General features: G+C 64.0%; 10 protein-coding genes. 5 read left to right on the top strand and 5 right to left on the bottom strand.

Annotation, left to right across the window (positions count from 1 at the left end; translation table 11 throughout):
- The first annotated feature begins 183 nt into the window (after positions 1 to 183).
- On the top strand, positions 184 to 1389 hold the full coding sequence (locus ACQPZ2_RS24560) for a cytochrome P450 (RefSeq protein ID WP_433520603.1): 1206 nt from the start codon (positions 184 to 186) through the stop codon (positions 1387 to 1389).
- Between the two features lie 353 nt (positions 1390 to 1742).
- On the opposite strand, the gene ACQPZ2_RS24555 is transcribed toward ACQPZ2_RS24560, so the two are convergent.
- From ACQPZ2_RS24555 to ACQPZ2_RS24540, 4 genes are all read right to left on the bottom strand, one after another.
- The gene (locus ACQPZ2_RS24555; protein WP_433520602.1) at positions 1743 to 2534 is read right to left on the bottom strand and encodes a class I SAM-dependent methyltransferase; all 792 of its coding nucleotides are present in this window, start codon (positions 2532 to 2534) and stop codon (positions 1743 to 1745) included.
- A complete protein-coding gene (locus ACQPZ2_RS24550) occupies positions 2531 to 3433 on the bottom strand; it encodes a hypothetical protein (protein ID WP_433520601.1) in 903 nt (300 codons plus the stop codon). Before ACQPZ2_RS24550 ends, ACQPZ2_RS24555 begins: the two co-directional genes overlap by 4 nt.
- 147 nt (positions 3434 to 3580) lie before the next feature.
- A complete protein-coding gene (locus ACQPZ2_RS24545; RefSeq protein ID WP_433520600.1) occupies positions 3581 to 3847 on the bottom strand; it encodes a hypothetical protein in 267 nt (88 codons plus the stop codon).
- 596 nt (positions 3848 to 4443) lie between these two features.
- Entirely contained in the window at positions 4444 to 6633 is a 2190-nt protein-coding gene (locus ACQPZ2_RS24540; RefSeq protein ID WP_433520599.1) for a hypothetical protein, read from the bottom strand.
- Between the two features lie 327 nt (positions 6634 to 6960).
- Here ACQPZ2_RS24540 and ACQPZ2_RS24535 point away from each other — a divergent pair, with 327 nt between their 5' ends.
- The gene (locus tag ACQPZ2_RS24535) at positions 6961 to 7758 is read left to right on the top strand and encodes a prephenate dehydrogenase/arogenate dehydrogenase family protein (protein WP_433520598.1); all 798 of its coding nucleotides are present in this window, start codon (positions 6961 to 6963) and stop codon (positions 7756 to 7758) included.
- Between the two features lie 26 nt (positions 7759 to 7784).
- On the opposite strand, the gene ACQPZ2_RS24530 is transcribed toward ACQPZ2_RS24535, so the two are convergent.
- Positions 7785 to 10349, bottom strand: coding sequence for an AAA family ATPase (locus ACQPZ2_RS24530; protein WP_433520597.1), 2565 nt, complete (start codon positions 10347 to 10349; stop codon positions 7785 to 7787).
- 1200 nt (positions 10350 to 11549) lie between these two features.
- Between ACQPZ2_RS24530 and ACQPZ2_RS24525 the strand changes: the two genes are divergently transcribed.
- The 3 genes from ACQPZ2_RS24525 (at position 11550) to ACQPZ2_RS24515 (ending at position 16243) form a co-directional block, all read left to right on the top strand.
- The gene (locus ACQPZ2_RS24525) at positions 11550 to 13010 is read left to right on the top strand and encodes a hypothetical protein (RefSeq protein ID WP_433520596.1); all 1461 of its coding nucleotides are present in this window, start codon (positions 11550 to 11552) and stop codon (positions 13008 to 13010) included.
- A gap of 257 nt (positions 13011 to 13267) precedes the next feature.
- Positions 13268 to 14662 (top strand): hypothetical protein, encoded by a 1395-nt coding sequence (locus ACQPZ2_RS24520; protein ID WP_433520595.1) that lies wholly within the window; start codon positions 13268 to 13270, stop codon positions 14660 to 14662.
- 18 nt (positions 14663 to 14680) lie between these two features.
- Complete coding sequence (locus tag ACQPZ2_RS24515) at positions 14681 to 16243, top strand: hypothetical protein (protein ID WP_433520594.1); 1563 nt, start codon at positions 14681 to 14683, stop codon at positions 16241 to 16243.
- The last annotated feature ends 6 nt before the right edge of the window (positions 16244 to 16249 follow it).

The following is a 16249-nucleotide window of genomic DNA, read 5'->3' as shown; positions in this document are numbered from 1 at the left end:
CAACGGCGTTCGCCTCGACGGGCGGGGTGAGTTCATATGAGCTGTCCACGTTATCTGCCGATCTGTGGGGCGGCTTGGAAGCGTGCTTGCCACCGGGTGCCCGCAGACGCCCCACGGCTGCCGAAGTCGCACGCATTCTCAGCACCCAGAAATGAACCCCAACGAGAGGGATAGCAGGTCTTGGTGACCAATTCGATTCCACACCACCAATCGCCGGTCGATTCCGACGATCGACGGGTTGCATTGTTCAGTCCGGAATTCGCTGCGAATCCACACCATTTCTACCGGGAGATGCGTCGACGCTACGGCGCGCTGGTTCCGGTCTATCTGGCCCCGGGAGTGCCCGCTACCCTGGTGATCGGATATCGCACCGCGATTCGCATCCTGCACGACCCGGAGCACTTTCCGGCCGATCCACGTGCTTGGCAGAGGACTGTCCCGGCCGAGTGCCTGGTGCTTCCCGTCCTGGAATGGCGTCCGAATGCGTTGCGCAGCAGCGGAATCGAGCATGCCCGGTATCGACAGGCGAATACCGCGAGCATCGGCGAGCTTGATCTTCACGCACTGCGCGCCACGGTCGAGGGCCTCGCCGCCCCGCTGATCGCCAGTTTTCCCGAGGCAGGCACGGTCGAGTTGGTCGATGAGTACGCATTCCCACTTGCCTTTGCGGTTGTCAACGCCATGATCGGCTGCCCACCCCAGATCGGGGAGGATGTCGCGGCCGGTATTGCAGCGCTGTTCGACGGTATCGATGCCGACCAGGGCAATGTGCTGCTCGCCGAAGCGCTGGCGCGGTTGATCGCGCTCAAACGAGCCGAACCGGGTGACGACATCGCCACCCGACTACTCCACCACCCCAGCAAGCTCGACGATATGGAGTTGATCCACCAACTCGTCGTTCTGTACGGCGCGGGGATCGAGCCGCAGCAGAATTTGATCGTCAACACCTTGTTGTTGATGCTCACCGATGACCGATTCGGCGGGGGCATACTCAGCGGGAGCCTATCGACCCGCGATGCGCTCGACGAGGTCCTGTTCACGGATCCGCCGATGGCGAATTTCTGCGTCACTTATCCGCGTCAGCCGGTTCTGATCGACGATGTCTGGCTTCCGGCGCATCAGCCGGTCGTCATCAGTATGGCCGCCTGCAACAACGATCCGACTATCAGCGTCGGTGAACACACCGGCAACCGTTCGCATTTGGCGTGGAGCGCGGGACCGCACGCGTGCCCCGCCCGCACTGCGGCATACCTGATCGCCCAAGATGCCATCGACCAACTCCTCGACGCCCTGCCCGGTATGCAGCTGGCGATTCCCCCCGAGAAGCTGACCTGGCGACCCGGTCCCTTCCACCGAGCCTTGTCGACCCTACCGGTCGTCTTTTCCTAGGTCTCCAACTCCCATACACCAGCTCGCCCATTGGCTCACCGATCCTGCCCCATGGATACGGTGGGATCACCTCGTCCGGCCGGTCGAGGTATTCCATCCCAACGACCGTGCCCGGCTGATCGACCTCGGCGACAGGCTGAATTCCGGTGGATCCGTGGAAATTTCCGTGCGTGCACTGGATTACAGTGATGGGTACACGCGCACGTCTTTGCAGCTCTACCCCTACCCGGGGTACTCGGTGTGGCAACTCGCGATCGCACAATTCGTTCGCCTTCCCGACGACGTGTCGATACCGAAACCGCGTCGCGGCGGCCAGGTGCCACCGCATCGGCTCGCTTCAGCCCCACCTCTCGTTAGGCCTTGAGGGCGGTAATTACCACGGTTTCCTTCGACAGCCGAAGGTCATGGGTGGACGAACAAGCGTCCTCCATGGCACTGAGTGAATAACCGCGCTTCTCGGCGGTCTCCTCGTACAGCATCGTCGAGGTGTAGTAGCGCAGAAACTCGTGTCGGTCGGGAAAGATCAGGTTCGCTTCGATCGTGTGATGGTCACAGCTATCGAAGACTTCATCGACGATCGGGAGGAATTCGTCGGTGAGGCGCCTGGACCGTGCCATTGTCCGCTCGTCGATTCGCTGTTCGGTGAGGCGTTCGTTGAACTCGTAGAGTTCTTTGCCGTTGTCGACGGTCGGGCCGATGAGGGTCAGGTGTGCGCCGTGCTGCATGACTCGGTGGATTTCGTGCAGCGTGGTGGTGGGATTGCGGGCGTTGTAGATCGCGAACACGGATATGACGAGTCCGAATGTGTTGTCGGCGAAGGGAAGTGGCTCATCCATGGAGTTTTGCAGCAGTTCCAGGCGGGGGGCGCCGCCGTAGCGGGTCCGCGCCTGCGTCAGTAACGCAAGATCGCGATCGATGCCGACGATGCGACCCGTAGACGGGCTGCTTCTCAGGTAGATGCCCAGGTGGTTGCCATTGCCGCAGCCGATGTCGAGGACCGAGTTCCATCGAAAACCGTCGACATGTTCGGCAATCCAGGCGTCCAGGTCGAAATCACCGAACAGCTTATTCGCTCTGATGCGGCTCGCGAGACGTCCGTCCTTTTCGTGGAAACTCAAGTCGACGTTGGCATCTCCGCTCGTCATGACAGCACCAGCGCCGGAAGGCCAAGTTCTGCTACCGCGTCCACGGTGGTCATTCGCTTGTCGGCCACACTGTCCAGATAGCGGATCCACGCTGTGCGGTCACGCAGCCAGGCGTCCACGTATGCGGTGCAGAAGGCTGGCGTAATGAGCGATAGCGTGTCTTCGGCGGCCTGAATGGCCGCGATGATCTTCGCGCTGTCGGGATCGTTATCCATCCGAGCGTGGTACTCAGTCGAGAGATAGTCGAGGAAACGGCGCCTGATCGGGAGGTAGTCCCGCCAGAAATCGCGGTCCGCCTCGTGTGGCTTGGCACCGTCTCGTGTTCGGTGATGCAGGCCGATCGCGACTACCTCACCGAACTCCTGCTGTATCGCCCTGGCCGGGTCATCGAAAGGATCGTATTCGTCCTGGGTCGCCAGCCCTGTCAGGGCAAGGGGTGGAAAGGAGTGCTCATCGAGCAGATAGAACGCGTCATCGTTGTATATCTCCGGAAAAAAAGACTTCCGGCGCCGCGGAGCGGTCATCAAGACACCACCTGCCAGGAATGGTTTGGCCTGCCCGCCGAGTCTTCGGTATGCGTGCGCGGCGACCGAGAGGTCGGGGAATGTGTGCACCGTCAGCCCGGTCACTGCATACTTGTCCAATAGTCCTGCGGCACTTCGAATATGGTCGGGATCGTCGATCGCGACGTCGTCGTCGAGAAAGAAGACTCTGTCCCATCCAGTGAGGTGGGACAGCGCAATCGCCGTATTGCGTTTCGCGCTTGCTTCACTGTCGTTGTGGAATGGTGTGTGCAGCAACAACTCCGAGGTACCGAAGGCATTACGGATCGGCATACAGTGGTCGCGGTCGAAGTCGAGAGCCACAACTTCGGTTCGGGGCGTGTCGACCAGTTCCATGATCTTCTTCGCGCGGATTCCCTGACTGCACAACACTACAAGAGTGCAACCGAGACGCTCCGCCAGCCGGCCGTGCGCCTGCACGTATCTGCCGGGACGGGATGCGGGAACAACGATGGCATCGACAGTATGCTTCGCCGACACAGATCATCTGGCCTTATTAGGGACATGAGGAGTTGTCGGTTCCGTCCAGACGGGCGGCGCGGATTGGTAGCGTCCGACGGGCACGAAATCCGAGGGGGTTGCGCGGTCGGATGCGGCGTCGGTAGTGACGTTCACTTGGTCCGCGCGGCCCGCGATGACGGTCACCGCCCGACCCGCCTCGCCTGTGTGTCCGAGCACGATGATGCCGCTCACCTGCACGCCCGTCGCCATCAACCCGGCGACCAATGCCACCTTCGATCGAGACATCATAGCGCCCTCCGTTTGTGCCGAATGCCCTTCGACATTCATCCATTTCCGCTGGATTCACCGGCCGACATCACTGCGCACGTTCGACGCATAATTAGCGGCGATGTATACGAATGTTCGCCACATAGGTAGCTGTATCGCATCGGTAGTTCTGCGGGAATTGCCCGAGTTCAATGCCCGAGACCGTGTCTCGGATCGTCATGGTTGGTTCGGGCTGCGCAGTTGCTGGCGGTATGTCGTAACCGGTTGTGCCGCATGATTTCTGGTCGCGGCCGATGTGCTGTCGCAGCGTCGGGTGCCGGATGGGCGCTGGTCGAGCTCTGTGCCGGAAGTTCGAGTCCGGTTGACAGGGGCGAGACCGCCGGTCGACGAGCGGTGGTCTCGACTTCGGTGGTCTTCGTGTTGACCAGCGGTTGCGCGGGCGGATGCTGCCGCCATAGTTCGGGACGTTCCGATGGCCCATCACCGGTTCAGCGCTTGGACCGAAGCTCGTCTCCGGCGGGCGACTACAGTGCGCGGTACTCGAAGAAACTGGGCCGCGCGGGTTCGATCGGCTGAAACTCATGAAGGCCGAACCATCCACACGAGACATAGTCTCGTCAACGGATGGCGGATCCGTGCGGGATCGGCCGCACCTCGATGGCGCCGCGGGTGCGGAGTTCGACGGTGATTCGGGCATGTCCGCTCGCGTCGGCGGTCACCTCCTGTTCCACCGCCCCGTGGATCAGATACCGGCCACCCGGCGTGAGTTGATCCAGTATTAGTCCGAAGCGGCCCGGCGCGAGGCCGGGGGATAGCACCGCGTCCAGCCCGTGGCCATCGGAAACTGCCTTTGCCACAAGGACATTCGGGTGTGGTAGGTCGAAGATTCGGGGGCCTGCATTCCATTGCGGTGGTCGTGGGCGCGACATCATGTCGGTGAGGGCGTGGGGGCGGCCGAGCCGGCCGAGTCCCAGCATGCCGTTGGCATGTAGGGAGGCGGTATCGAAACTCCACACGCCTGGTTGTCGGGCGTCTTCGATGAATCCCAGCTGCTCGGTGGCCGCTCTCCAGAGTTCGGCGCACCAATCGGATTCCCCGCATTCCTGTGCGAGCATCATTGCCGCCGCGAATGATTCGGCGTTGGTTGCCGCTTGTGAGCCCCAGTCCGCGACGATCGGGGATTCGGATCCGCCGGTGCCCAGCCGCCGGAAACGGTCGGTGGTCAACCATTCGCGCAGCAGGATTTCCCATGCGCGCCACGCGAGATCAGGCAGTAGCGGTGCGACGAAGGCCGCGACCGACGCGGTGGTTGCCGGTCCCCGGAATGCGCGTGCGGTGAAGCCGAGTCCGGAGGCTATGAAGGAGACGATATCGCCGTCGGCGGCGGTGAATTCGGTATCGAGATCGCTTTGGAAGCGGCGGCTGATATCGGCGGCATGGCCGGTCCCGGTCAGTGCGTCGAGTATCGCGACGCCCGCCGTGCTCACCGCGTTGCAATACGGGAAGACCAGGCCGTGCCTGCGGCCGCGGCCGACCGGCAGCGGTTCGCAGGGCCATAGGCTGAGTTCACCGCCGAAGTTTCGGATCACAATGTCGTTGATCGTCGGGTGGTCGTAGACGAATCGCTCGGTGGGGGACCAGGAGAAGGTGAGCGACCCGGGTGTGTCGAAGCGGTGGTCACCGGTCGCCTGCCGGAACATGGCGAGCTGCAGGTTGAGGTAGCCGGTGAACATGATGTTCTGCGGCACGTCGACCGGATCCCCGCGTCGCGCGCGAAAATCCCAGTTGCCCAACAGATTCTGGTGGTACCAGTATCCCCAGACCGCCTTGTCCTGCATTCGCGCGACGACATCGAGTTGCGCGCGATGCAGCGGTCCGCGCCATGCCGGAGTATGTGCGTACCCGTACATCGACAGCGCCCAGCCGAGGGCATTGAGCTGATAGCGGTACTGCTGCAACGGGCCCGCGCCCTCCGCGTCGAAACCGTTCCAGCTGGCGAGCGGCTGTGCGGCGATGCTCATCAGATATCGCAGCAATCGCAGCTGATCGGCATCGGCCTCGGTCACCTCAGGCGTACCCGTCCGATGGTCGAGTGGCACCGGATTTGTCCGTGCCGGACGTCGCCGCTCGGCCAAATAGTCTCCTCGTTCGACCCCGAGCCGACGGGCGGCACCGTGCCGGATGCGCTCACGAATCAATACGAATGCCGAAAGCCCCACCGCGGCAACGGGAGCCCCCCACCACACCCATGTCATCGGTCCCGACATGTTGTCGTGCACATGCGTCAGTGCCGCGGAAAGCGCGGCGGCGACCAGCACGATCGTCGGCAGGGTCACATGATCCGACCGCGCTATCGAACGGAAGGCGAATGCCCAACTCGCGGCGGCCAGGACACCGATGAACGCGGCAATATGACCGGCCGCCACCACGACCGTCGGCACGGCAACGATCGCTACGACCAATAGCGGTGCGACCACCCCGGCGACCAGCAGACCGCAGCCGCGGCGCGCCGCCGCACCCGCCAGCGCGACCTCGGTCCAGATCACCACGGCGTGGCCGATCACAATCGCGATGGGAAAGGTGTGGTCCAGCGGCGGCATCGCGTACAACAGGCCGGCGCCCGGAATAATGAGTCCCGTTCCGAAGGCCCGCCATGCGTCGGATAGCCCGAGAGCCTGGGGGACAGCCGCCGCGGTGGCCCAGACCAGGGCGGTGAGCGTGAGCGTGCGCCGCAACCATCGGGTGGTCGCGGGTCCGCGCAGGCGAATATTCGACGCGGATTCCCGAACCGGTGCTGCTGTGCTCATGACGACTCCTGTGGTGTGCGCGCCGCCGACGACTCGACAAGGTGACCGGACACGACGACTTCGAGGGGATGACGATTCGGTCGTCGGTTCTGATGACGAGCCCGAAGGGTGTGGTAAATGCGCACACTGCGTTGCCCGAACAGCATGAGCCCGGTGAGCAGCAGACAGCACATCACGCTCGTCACACCTCTCATTCCAGGTCCGAGGGAACTCCAGAATCGGCGAATAAGTAGGTCGGCGGCATCGGTGGTGGCGGTGGAAACGTGTGTTTCTCATTTTGTGCCGAAATGGTCGTTTCTTTAGGTATTAGTCGCTTATAGGTATTCGATGGAAATCGGCTACCTATGCGTATTCCCTATTGAACCGCTCGGTATACGCCGAGTACATTGTTGCCCATCCAGATCGCCCTGTGGTGATTTGTGCCGCTCGAAAACGAGTCCAATGAGGTCGAGTAATGAAGATTTGTGCTGCCCGCAATTCGGAATTCTGTCGAGTGTGGTGACAAAGCTGCCGGACCGGTCCGTGCGCGAGGTTGCGATAATCGGTTCCGGAATGATCGGAACGTCTATCGCTCTAGCCCTGCGTAAACAGGGAATTCTGACATATTTGTGCGATCGGGATCCGTATGCGGCCGCCATGGCAGCGGCGCGTCGCGGCGGAGTCGTCGGTCTGCCCGCGGCGCCGGTCGATATCGCGGTGTTGGCCGTGCCGCCGAGCGATATCGTGGCTGTCCTCGCCGAATGCCAGGCCAAATCGCTCGCACACTTCTATACCGATGTCGGGAGCGTCAAAGTGGCTCCTACGGCCGAGGCAGAGAGGATCGGCTGTGACCTGACGAACTATGTCGGCGGCCATCCCATGGCTGGTAGCGCTCGCTCGGGACCGCTCGCCGCGTCGGCCGATCTGTTCCGGGATCGACCGTGGGCCCTCACCCCGCTAGCGAATACGAGTCCGGCCGCGATCGACGCTGTCGTCGAGTTGGTCGTCCTGGCCGGTGCGCACCCGGTCATGATGACGCCGTCCGAGCATGCTCGGGCCGTGGCGCGGATTTCGCATGTGCCGCATCTCGTCGCGTCCGCACTGGCGGCCGCGGAACCATCGGACGCAACCGCACGTTCAACCTAGCGCGATTCGGGGCGGAGGCGATTCGGCTACCGATATCTTCGCTGCTGTGGTCGGCGGGCGGCCGCTTGTGCGACCTTTTCCCGTGCATCGGCGGGGACGAGAGTGATGATGTCGGTGCGGGAGTTGATCATCAGCTTGCTGAAGATCGAGGCAATCTGTGCGTCGACTGTTTTGAACGAGCTGCCACGGGCGGCCGCGATCGCCGTATTGGTCCACCCAGCCGCGGCGAAGACGGCTACTTCGCGTTCGGCGGTTGACAGCTCGTTCCATTTGGATGGGCGGTGTTGGCGGACCGGGTGGTCGAGGGTCAGCTTGTTCAATGACAAGGTGCCCAGTGCCAGTCGAGCTACTTCGTCGAACTCGGGTCGAAGCATCGAGCCTTCTTGCTCTGCGGCGGTGAAAGCCGTGTGTCCGAGCATATCTCGTGCAGTGGCTATCGCCTTGTCGGTTTCGGTCCCGAACGGCCCGAGGTTGGCGATGTTCACACCGAGGCGCCGTCGCACCGTGCGGGCACCGCCGGCGAGATTCGCGATCTCCGACGCCAAGCGAAGCACCGAATCGGGTTGGGTGCCGTGCTCGACACGCGCATCGGCGATCAACCGTGCCAGTGTCCACATGCGGATATGGACCGCCCAGATCGCTCCCCATTGGTCGCGCATCGACAGTTGGCTCGTCAGTGCAGTGCGCCCGACGGCCAATGCCTCGTGTGGATCACCATGCTTAGTCAGCGCGATAGCCCACGCGAGTTCGCCCCAGGACTGTACCCAGCCAGCACCCGATCGGGTGGCACGGTCAAGATAACCCTGTGCGATCTGCAATGCCTGCGACGCCGTACCGAGCAGTCCCGCCGCCAGGGCCTGGAACAGCTCGCTCATGGCGGCACCGCCCTCATCGCCATATTCGCGGAACCGTTCGCGCGCACGTGCCAGGACCACAATCGAGCGTGGATCATCCGCGAAGAGCAGTTCGGTGCCCCAGGCGAAGTCGACGGGGGCGGGCAAACCGGGATCGGCCACCGGATCGTCTCGCCAGTGCGATCTCACTGCCGCATCGGTGATGCAGGCGGCCACACATTCGTCGAGCATCCGCGCCGCATCGTCGTGGACGCCCTGGCACGAGGTGACCCACGCGGTCAGCGCCATCGACGAGGTTTGCAGTTCGACCGGCTGCGGATCGAGAGTGCGAGTCGCTTCCAGGGTGCGCATAGCCCAGCGTCGGGACTCACGCAAGGAACCCATGAAGAACGGGAGCCGCAGAGCGATCAGTCCGGTCGCGATCTCGAGTCCGATCGCGGACTCCCCGGGCGTGGCGAGGCTGCTGTCCATCGCGGTGAGCAGGTTGTCCCACGCCGCACGAGCCCAGTCCAGCAGGTCTTGCTCGGCCGGGCCGAACCAATCGGCCCCGGCGCGGACGGCGTTGTCCCGGTAGTAGCGGCGGTGCCTACCGGACAGCCGTTCCCACTCCGCGCCCGCCGACCGCTCGCTCACCCGCTGCTGGGCGAAGACCCGCAGGCTCTCCAGCAATGAATACCGGACCGCATTCGGTGTCCGGTGCACCGTGACGAGCGATTGGTCCACAAGACGTTCCAGCAAACCCTCGATCTCGTCGCGGGCGATACCGGCGCCGTCATCATCGGCGCACACTGCCTCGATCGCTTCGAGTTCGGCACCCACATCGCGCCCCGGCATGCCGTGTTCGTCGTCGGGGTTGCCGTCGTAACCGGCGGCGAAGACCGACATTCGTTCGAAGAGCAGCCGTTCGTTGTCCTGGCACAGGTCATACGACCAGGCGATGACATCGTGGATGCGCCAATGCCTCTGGTCGGCGCCGACCCGTGGACCATGCGACCAGCGCAGCCGCCGGTCGCCGTCGGCGCCGCTGAGATCACGCAGGATCATCGGCAACGGTTGGCGTATCAGCCGAGCTGCGGCCAGCCTGATGTAGAGGGGGTGGTTGTGTACGTGCCAGCAGATCGAGCCGGCCAGTGCGGCATCGCCATCACCGGAAATGGGATGACCGCTCAACTCGGCTCGGGCGCGGAAAAAGGCGAGTGCCTGTTCGCGCGGTAGCGCTGGGACCGGCACCAATTGCTCGTCGACCCAGCCGATCGCCTCGCGGCTGGTAGCCAGCACCGTCAGCCCGGGCACCGCGTCCAGCAAGGCCGCTATTGCCTGGCCGGCGCCGGCCAGGACGTGTTCGCAGTTGTCCATCACCAGAATCGTCTGCAGGTTACGGCTGGCGCCGTCGCTTCTGGTGAATGTATCGATCAGCGCGTCCCAGGTCGATCGGTTGGAGAAGTCGACGTCGATGATCGAGTGTGCGAGTTCGTCTTCGACCGCCGTTGTGTCCGAGCCTGCGGGGAGTCGGGCCAGTCGGACCCAGTGGATCGGTACCCGGCGAGCCTTGTAATAGCGATGGGCGGCCTCGGTCGCCAGTCGCGTCTTACCGATTCCGCCCGAGCCGATCAAGGTAATGAGCCGCGTCGAAGACAAGAATAGTGTTGCAATTTTTTCCAGCTCTCGTTCTCGTCCGACGAAATCACTGGCCGCTGCCGGCAGGGAACCACCACCGAGGGGACGTTGCGCTGACACACCGAGCAGGGTAGCCGGTCGGTCGGACACGCTGCCATCGAAATCCCCCTAAACCCGCCAACCTGCCTATGTGCGATATCTACCTATAGGTTGATACCGCTACACCAACTTTGAGTCGCCGTCGGAGGCTCGGCGTGCGCCGAGCACATATTACGGGCGGGCAGATATCCACGTGTGTTGACGACATTCGAAAAAACGACCGCTGCCGGCGGCTGGATTTCGTTTTCAGCAAAATTCGAGTTCCGGGATCCCTTCCGGTGTGAACCGGGGCGATCCGGCAACTTCGTTGCTCGTGGATCAGCGCTACGTGCGGTCGATGGCGGACTGCATACGCGCTGGTCATAGTCTTCGTTATGTTCGTGTTTCCGGGCCATTATCGGTGCGGCGACCGCATTGGTGCGCGTATCGGTATAGCTCACATTGCTGCTGTCCCAGGGCGTATCGCTGCACTGTACGGGCGGGTTCATGAATTGCGGTCCAAGGGTCGGCATTTCGCGGCAAGGCCATTGGGAAGGAGATAGCAGATTTGGGGTATAACGCTGTGACCGAATGGGTTACGGGGATTTGGGTATCGATGTAGATCTCGTGCACCTAGCGTAGCTCGTGGTAGGTGCCGCCGGGTAACCGATCCAGGCGACCACGGCCCCGGACACCCGATATCGACGGGATGGATGTCGGTGTCGTGTAAGTGATACGGATCCATCCGCGGGCTCGTGGTCCTGCTCTGCCTCACGCTGCGCTGTCGAAAGTGCATCCGCGGGAGCGGACAGTGGCTGCGCCCGCAACTTCGCGACATCCTTCATATCTTTCACCAATATGTCGCGGATGGCTGACAACGCCTCCGAGAGGTTTTCTGCGCACATTCCATTGATCCGATCACGCGAATGCTCGGTGCCTCTGACTCACCATGTAAGACCGATAGCCAGGATTTCCGGATAGATAGACCGAGCGCATCGGTAGTGGTCGAGGCAGGCAGGGCGACACTCTTTCCCGCGATACCACGGATCTGGTCACGGAGTGTCCGGTTGTTCCTGGCTCCAATCCGATCCGGAGCAACCAGTGCGGGCAAGCATATTCGCTTACCGATGATTCGGAGCCACCTATGAGGTCATGCTTATCGCGATCTGCCCGAATGCAACCTGGGTGGTGCGCAGCAGCGGTGATCGGCTGCGGCAGTGCGGAATTCGAAGAGAGGTGGGCATGAAGCAGCCTGACGCCGACGGCGCGGACACGGATCGGGAGTCGCCGTCCACCGCGCAGGCAGTCGATGACGAGATGACGCGGTTGGCGGAACAGGTCGCGGCGGAGATCGCGGAGTCAGGTCCCCCCGGGTGGCAGTCGATGGCCGCGAGTTTTGCGCTCACGGTTGCTGAGGAGGCTGTCGACGTCGTCTTCACCGTCGACGACCGATCCGTCCGAGTGGATCCGCCGAACGCGGTGCTCGCGTCGGTGCGGCGGCTACGCGAGGTGTCGGCGCGGCTCGAGCAAGGGCCATGGTGGCGTCTGTTGTTGTGGTCGTCGGAGGCCGGCGCGCCCGAATTCGGTTACGACTACGGCGAGGAGCCGTTTCCGGACGGTCAGCTGTTCGCGCCGGAGGTCTATCGCTCCGATCTTTCGGCGTATCCACGGGATCGGCTTCCGGTGTGGCTGGCGGCCTATATCGGCCACGGCGAGCGGCAGACACGCAGCCCGCGGTCGGCGGTGACCGCGGTGCACACCCACCGGGCCGCCGGGGTACGGCCGGTGCCGCTGCAGAACCAACTGCCCGATCTGCCGGTGCTGTGGGCGAGATGGGCCGTGCTGTCGGCGGCGTTCGTCGCTGTCGGATCGCCGTTGGGGCCGCGCATGCTGCCCTCGCTGGGTTGGTTCGAGAGCTCCCGTAGGTCTGGCTCGACCCTCTATGTGCTGCCCGGTGGGCGTGCGGTGCTGTCGGGCGGGGTCTGGAATCCGCCGGAGTTGGATGCGGTGTACAACGAGGACGCACCGATGCCGAATTACTATGCCGGAGCGCCGGATTGGGTGGCAGATCCGGTGTTGAATCCGCGGGCCGCGGCCGGTCTGCTGTCGTTCTGCTACTGGTGGGAGGAGGGGCGGTGGTGGCGGGGGGAATCTCCGTCGCCCGAACGGTGCGGTTCGGCGGTTCCCGGTGTGTGGACTGTCGGCACCGTGGTCGATATCGTGACGGGTCAACTGCCCGATCGTGAAGATACCCGGCGACGTGACGCGGCCGATGCGCTCGTGTCGGCCGCACAGGTGGGGATCGTCACCCGCGCGATGGTCTCGGACGTTTTCGGCGAGGCGGAGGATTTCGACATCGAGGCCGTGCTCCGCCAGTTCTCGATCGCGGGTGTGACGGCACGCGAACTGCCGCAGCCGATTTCGGCCGGGGATGCGATCGATCGTGTTCGTACGTACATCCTGGAGCGCGGTCTGGATACGACCAGGTATCCTGTCGAGGAACTGACCGCCGACCGCGTCGACGTCGGCTGGATGGTGTACGTGCCGGTGCCGCGCGGGGAGATCGCGATCGGCCGGGCGATCTTCTATGTCGCCGATGACGGTGTCGTGGAACATTCGACGTCGTCGATCGCGCCCTCGGTGTACGTGATCGGTTTCGAACAGCGTTATCTGCGGCGCCAAGGTTCGTATGGTGAAGGGTGATCCGTGGTGGAAATGACTGCGCCGCTGGAGATGGCAAGGACGTCCGTCGGAGTCTGGTCGGCCACCATGATGTGGGCGGACTCAACCACCCGATGATTCGGACCTACCTATCCGGTCAAGCTTATCGCGATTTGTCCGTGCGCAATATCGGGAGTGTGGTGTGAGTCGATCGCTGTGGGTCGATCTGGAATTGCTGTGGCACCGGGAGGCTGCATTCGAGGGGATCTGCAATGAGGTCCGGCAGCACGGAGTGTGACGTGGTGGAGGGGAGAGCGGACGACCCTGCCGGTTTGGCGGATCAGGTCGTGAGCGGGCTGCGTGGACTCGTGCCGGCCGGGTGGCGGCGATTGGAGGCCCGGTTCGCGATGACGGTCGCTGCCGAATCGGCGCTGTTGATGGTCGACGACGGTGTGCGGTCGGCGCGGTGTCTGGTACCGGATGCGATATGGGATGTGGTGCGTCGGCACCGGCGGGCGTCGGCTGCCTCGGGTGATGGGCCGTGGTGGCGATTGCTGGTGCGGATCGATGCCGATGGCGCCGAGGTTGTGGAGGACCGTGGTGCGGAGCCGTTTCCGGGTGAGCAGTTGTTTACTACGGATGCATATCTGGCCGATTTGGAAATCTATCCGCAGGATCGGTTGCCGGTGTGGTTGGCAGCGTATGTCGGGCGGGGCGAGTGGCGGTCCAGGCCCCCGCGGCAGGCCGCTGAGGCGGCGCGCGCGGATGAGCGGGCGGGGGTACGGGCGGCAGCCGTAGCGGGTGAGTTGCCGGATCTCACCGTGTTGTGGGCGCGGTGGGCGGTGTTGTCGGCGGCGTTCGTGGCGATTGGTTCGCTATTGGGGCCGCGGGTGTGTCCGTCGGTGGGAATATTCGAAAGCGCGGGACACAGTGGTTCGACGTTGACCCTGTTACCTGGTGATCGGGCGGTGTTGTCGGGCGGGGTGTGGAACGCGCCGGTGCTGGACGCCGTGCACAACGTGGGGGCCGGGATGCCGAAATTCTTTGCGGGAGCTCCGGATTGGGTGGCGGATCCGGTGCTCAATGCGCGGGTGGCAACGGGTTTGCTGTCGTTTTGTTACTGGTGGGAGGCAGGGCAGTGGTATCGGGGTGAGTCCGCGCCGATGTCGGAGTGCGCGCCGGCAGTGCCTGCGGTGTGGACAGTCGAGGCGGTTGCCGGGGTGATCGGTGATCTGCTGGCCGACCGATCGGGCCGAACGCGGGATGCCGTGGAGCGGTTGGTAGTCGCGGGGCAGGCGGGCACGGTGACTCGCGATGCGATCGTGGACGTATTCGGTGACGGCGAGCGGACCGATATCGCAGGCGCTCTGTTCCAGTTCGCGATCGCGGGCGTGATCGCGCCCGACAACGGCGGGATCGGTGCGACGGAGGCGCTCGATCTGGTCCGGGAGCATATCCGGCAGCGAGGTCTGGACCCCACGGGATATCTGTTGTCGGCGTTGACGGCCGATCGTATCGGTGTGGGGTGGATGGTGCGTTCGCCGGTGCCTGCCGGTGAAATCGCTTTGGACCGTGCGGTTTTCTACGTTGCCGATGACGGTGTCGTGGAGCGCTCGACCTCCTCGGTGCCGCAGTCGGTGTTTGTGGCCGATTTCGAGCGCCGGTTCCGCTATCGCAGCGACGGCCGCGTCTGACGGGAGCGAGGCGGCAACGTGAACCCTGAAGTCCGAGTGGATCCAGACAATCTGCGAAATCAGAGCGCTCGGCTGGCCGAACTTGGCAACCAAGTGGGCCAGACCTACACCGGGCTGCGTGATGCCCTCGCATATGCCGACGGGTGCTGGGGTGACGACGACATGGGCCTGGCGTTCGCCAAAGATTTCAAGCCGCACACCGACAAGTTGCTGGCCAACCTGCGGTCGATGGCGGAAAGCCTGCACGACATGGCCAATGGAATCAACACCGCCGCACACGATTTCGAAGCTCAAGACGCGATCGGCGCTGGTCGAATCGCCGACTTGGCCGACCCGCTGGACCCCATAGGTACGACACCGACCGATCCGTCTCCGGGCGGCGGGTCAGACATGTATTCGCCGGGCAATGGCGCGGTTGCAGGTCCGTCCACGGTTACGGGCCCCTCCGCGGGCACCGAATCCGGCATGGCACCCGACCCGGTCGCGACACCGGCGGGGGCCGGAGATCGGATCCACCCTGCCGAGCAAGCATCGCCCGGCTGGTCGCGGAGTCCGGATGGTTCGCGCGGCCGGTCCGCCGCCCAGGACGGTCCGCAGGGCTTGAACCCATCAACCGACGCGGCGGGCCGACGCCGCGGTGAAAAACCTGGCGAGCAGCCCGGCCGTCGATTTCCATCCTCGCCGGTGTCGCCTCCGGCCACCGCGCGGAATGTCCCCCATGCGCCGGACGCTGCGGCCACCCGAAGCGTGGGTTCAACGGTCAGCGCGGGACGCAGAGAAACCCCGTGGTCCGGGCGGTCGCCCCGCGCACCCGGCGGGCCTGCGGCCACCCCGTCGAGTCCGCGGTCCGTCTCCCCGCCGCGCACGAACAAACCCACCGAAGAACGGCAACGCGGACCCGCGCGCAGCCGCCCGGAGGAGCGGGCTGGCAACGCTGTACTCGCTTGGCTGGCACGGAGTTTGGCTGAGCGACACGGTGTGCAGGTCAGCGGGTTCGACACACCCGGCCTGCAGGAACCGGCTGTGCGGGCATTCGCTGCGGCCGTCGATCGAGTGCTGACCGATTATCCGGTGATTTCGCTCGATGTCGTTGCGATATCGGACCTCGAGGACCGACGTCAGGTGCGATGGAGTTCCGAATCGCGCGGTGACCCGACCAGGGGCCAGCCATCGATCACTCTCGACGAGCAGACGGCACGAGAGTCGGGCGGCGTAGTCGAAACGTCGGAATCCGAGGGCGAATCGGAGGTTCCGGCCGTCTATGTGGCGACCCTGTGCGAATTCGGCCGGGCACTGGACTTCGCCGGTGGCGGTGTCGCGCGCAGGACAGCACAGCACGTGCTGATTGCGGAGTACATGCATCGAATGGCGGGAAAGTACACCACGCTCGCAGAGGTGGTGCGCGGTTATCGGCGTTGGCGTGCCGAGCTGACCGGGGATTCCGAGGGTGCGGACGGATTCGACGTGAGCCGAGCGCTCGGTGCCGCGTTCGCCGATGTCGTGCTGCGCGCCAGCGAGGCGAGTGTGCAAGCACGGATGTTGCACGGGGTGCTGATCGACGCGATCACGCGGTCGGGGTAGGCACCG

The organism is Nocardia pseudovaccinii, from assembly GCF_050942345.1.
Lineage (GTDB): Bacteria > Actinomycetota > Actinomycetes > Mycobacteriales > Mycobacteriaceae > Nocardia > Nocardia pseudovaccinii.
The sequence above is the reverse complement of the archived record's forward strand: the minus strand, read 5'-3'. Positions and strand labels throughout refer to the sequence as shown.

What these genes read in the sequence shown, in the direction of transcription:
- ACQPZ2_RS24525 (WP_433520596.1), top strand. Translation starts at nt 11,550, where the DNA reads ATGAAGCAGCCTGACGCCGACGGCGCGGACACGGATCGGGAGTCGCCG.
- ACQPZ2_RS24540 (WP_433520599.1), bottom strand. Translation starts at nt 6,633, where the DNA reads ATGAGCACAGCAGCACCGGTTCGGGAATCCGCGTCGAATATTCGCCTG.
- ACQPZ2_RS24545 (WP_433520600.1), bottom strand. Translation starts at nt 3,847, where the DNA reads ATGATGTCTCGATCGAAGGTGGCATTGGTCGCCGGGTTGATGGCGACG.
- ACQPZ2_RS24550 (WP_433520601.1), bottom strand. Translation starts at nt 3,433, where the DNA reads ATGGAACTGGTCGACACGCCCCGAACCGAAGTTGTGGCTCTCGACTTC.
- ACQPZ2_RS24555 (WP_433520602.1), bottom strand. Translation starts at nt 2,534, where the DNA reads ATGACGAGCGGAGATGCCAACGTCGACTTGAGTTTCCACGAAAAGGAC.
- ACQPZ2_RS24535 (WP_433520598.1), top strand. Translation starts at nt 6,961, where the DNA reads ATGGAAATCGGCTACCTATGCGTATTCCCTATTGAACCGCTCGGTATA.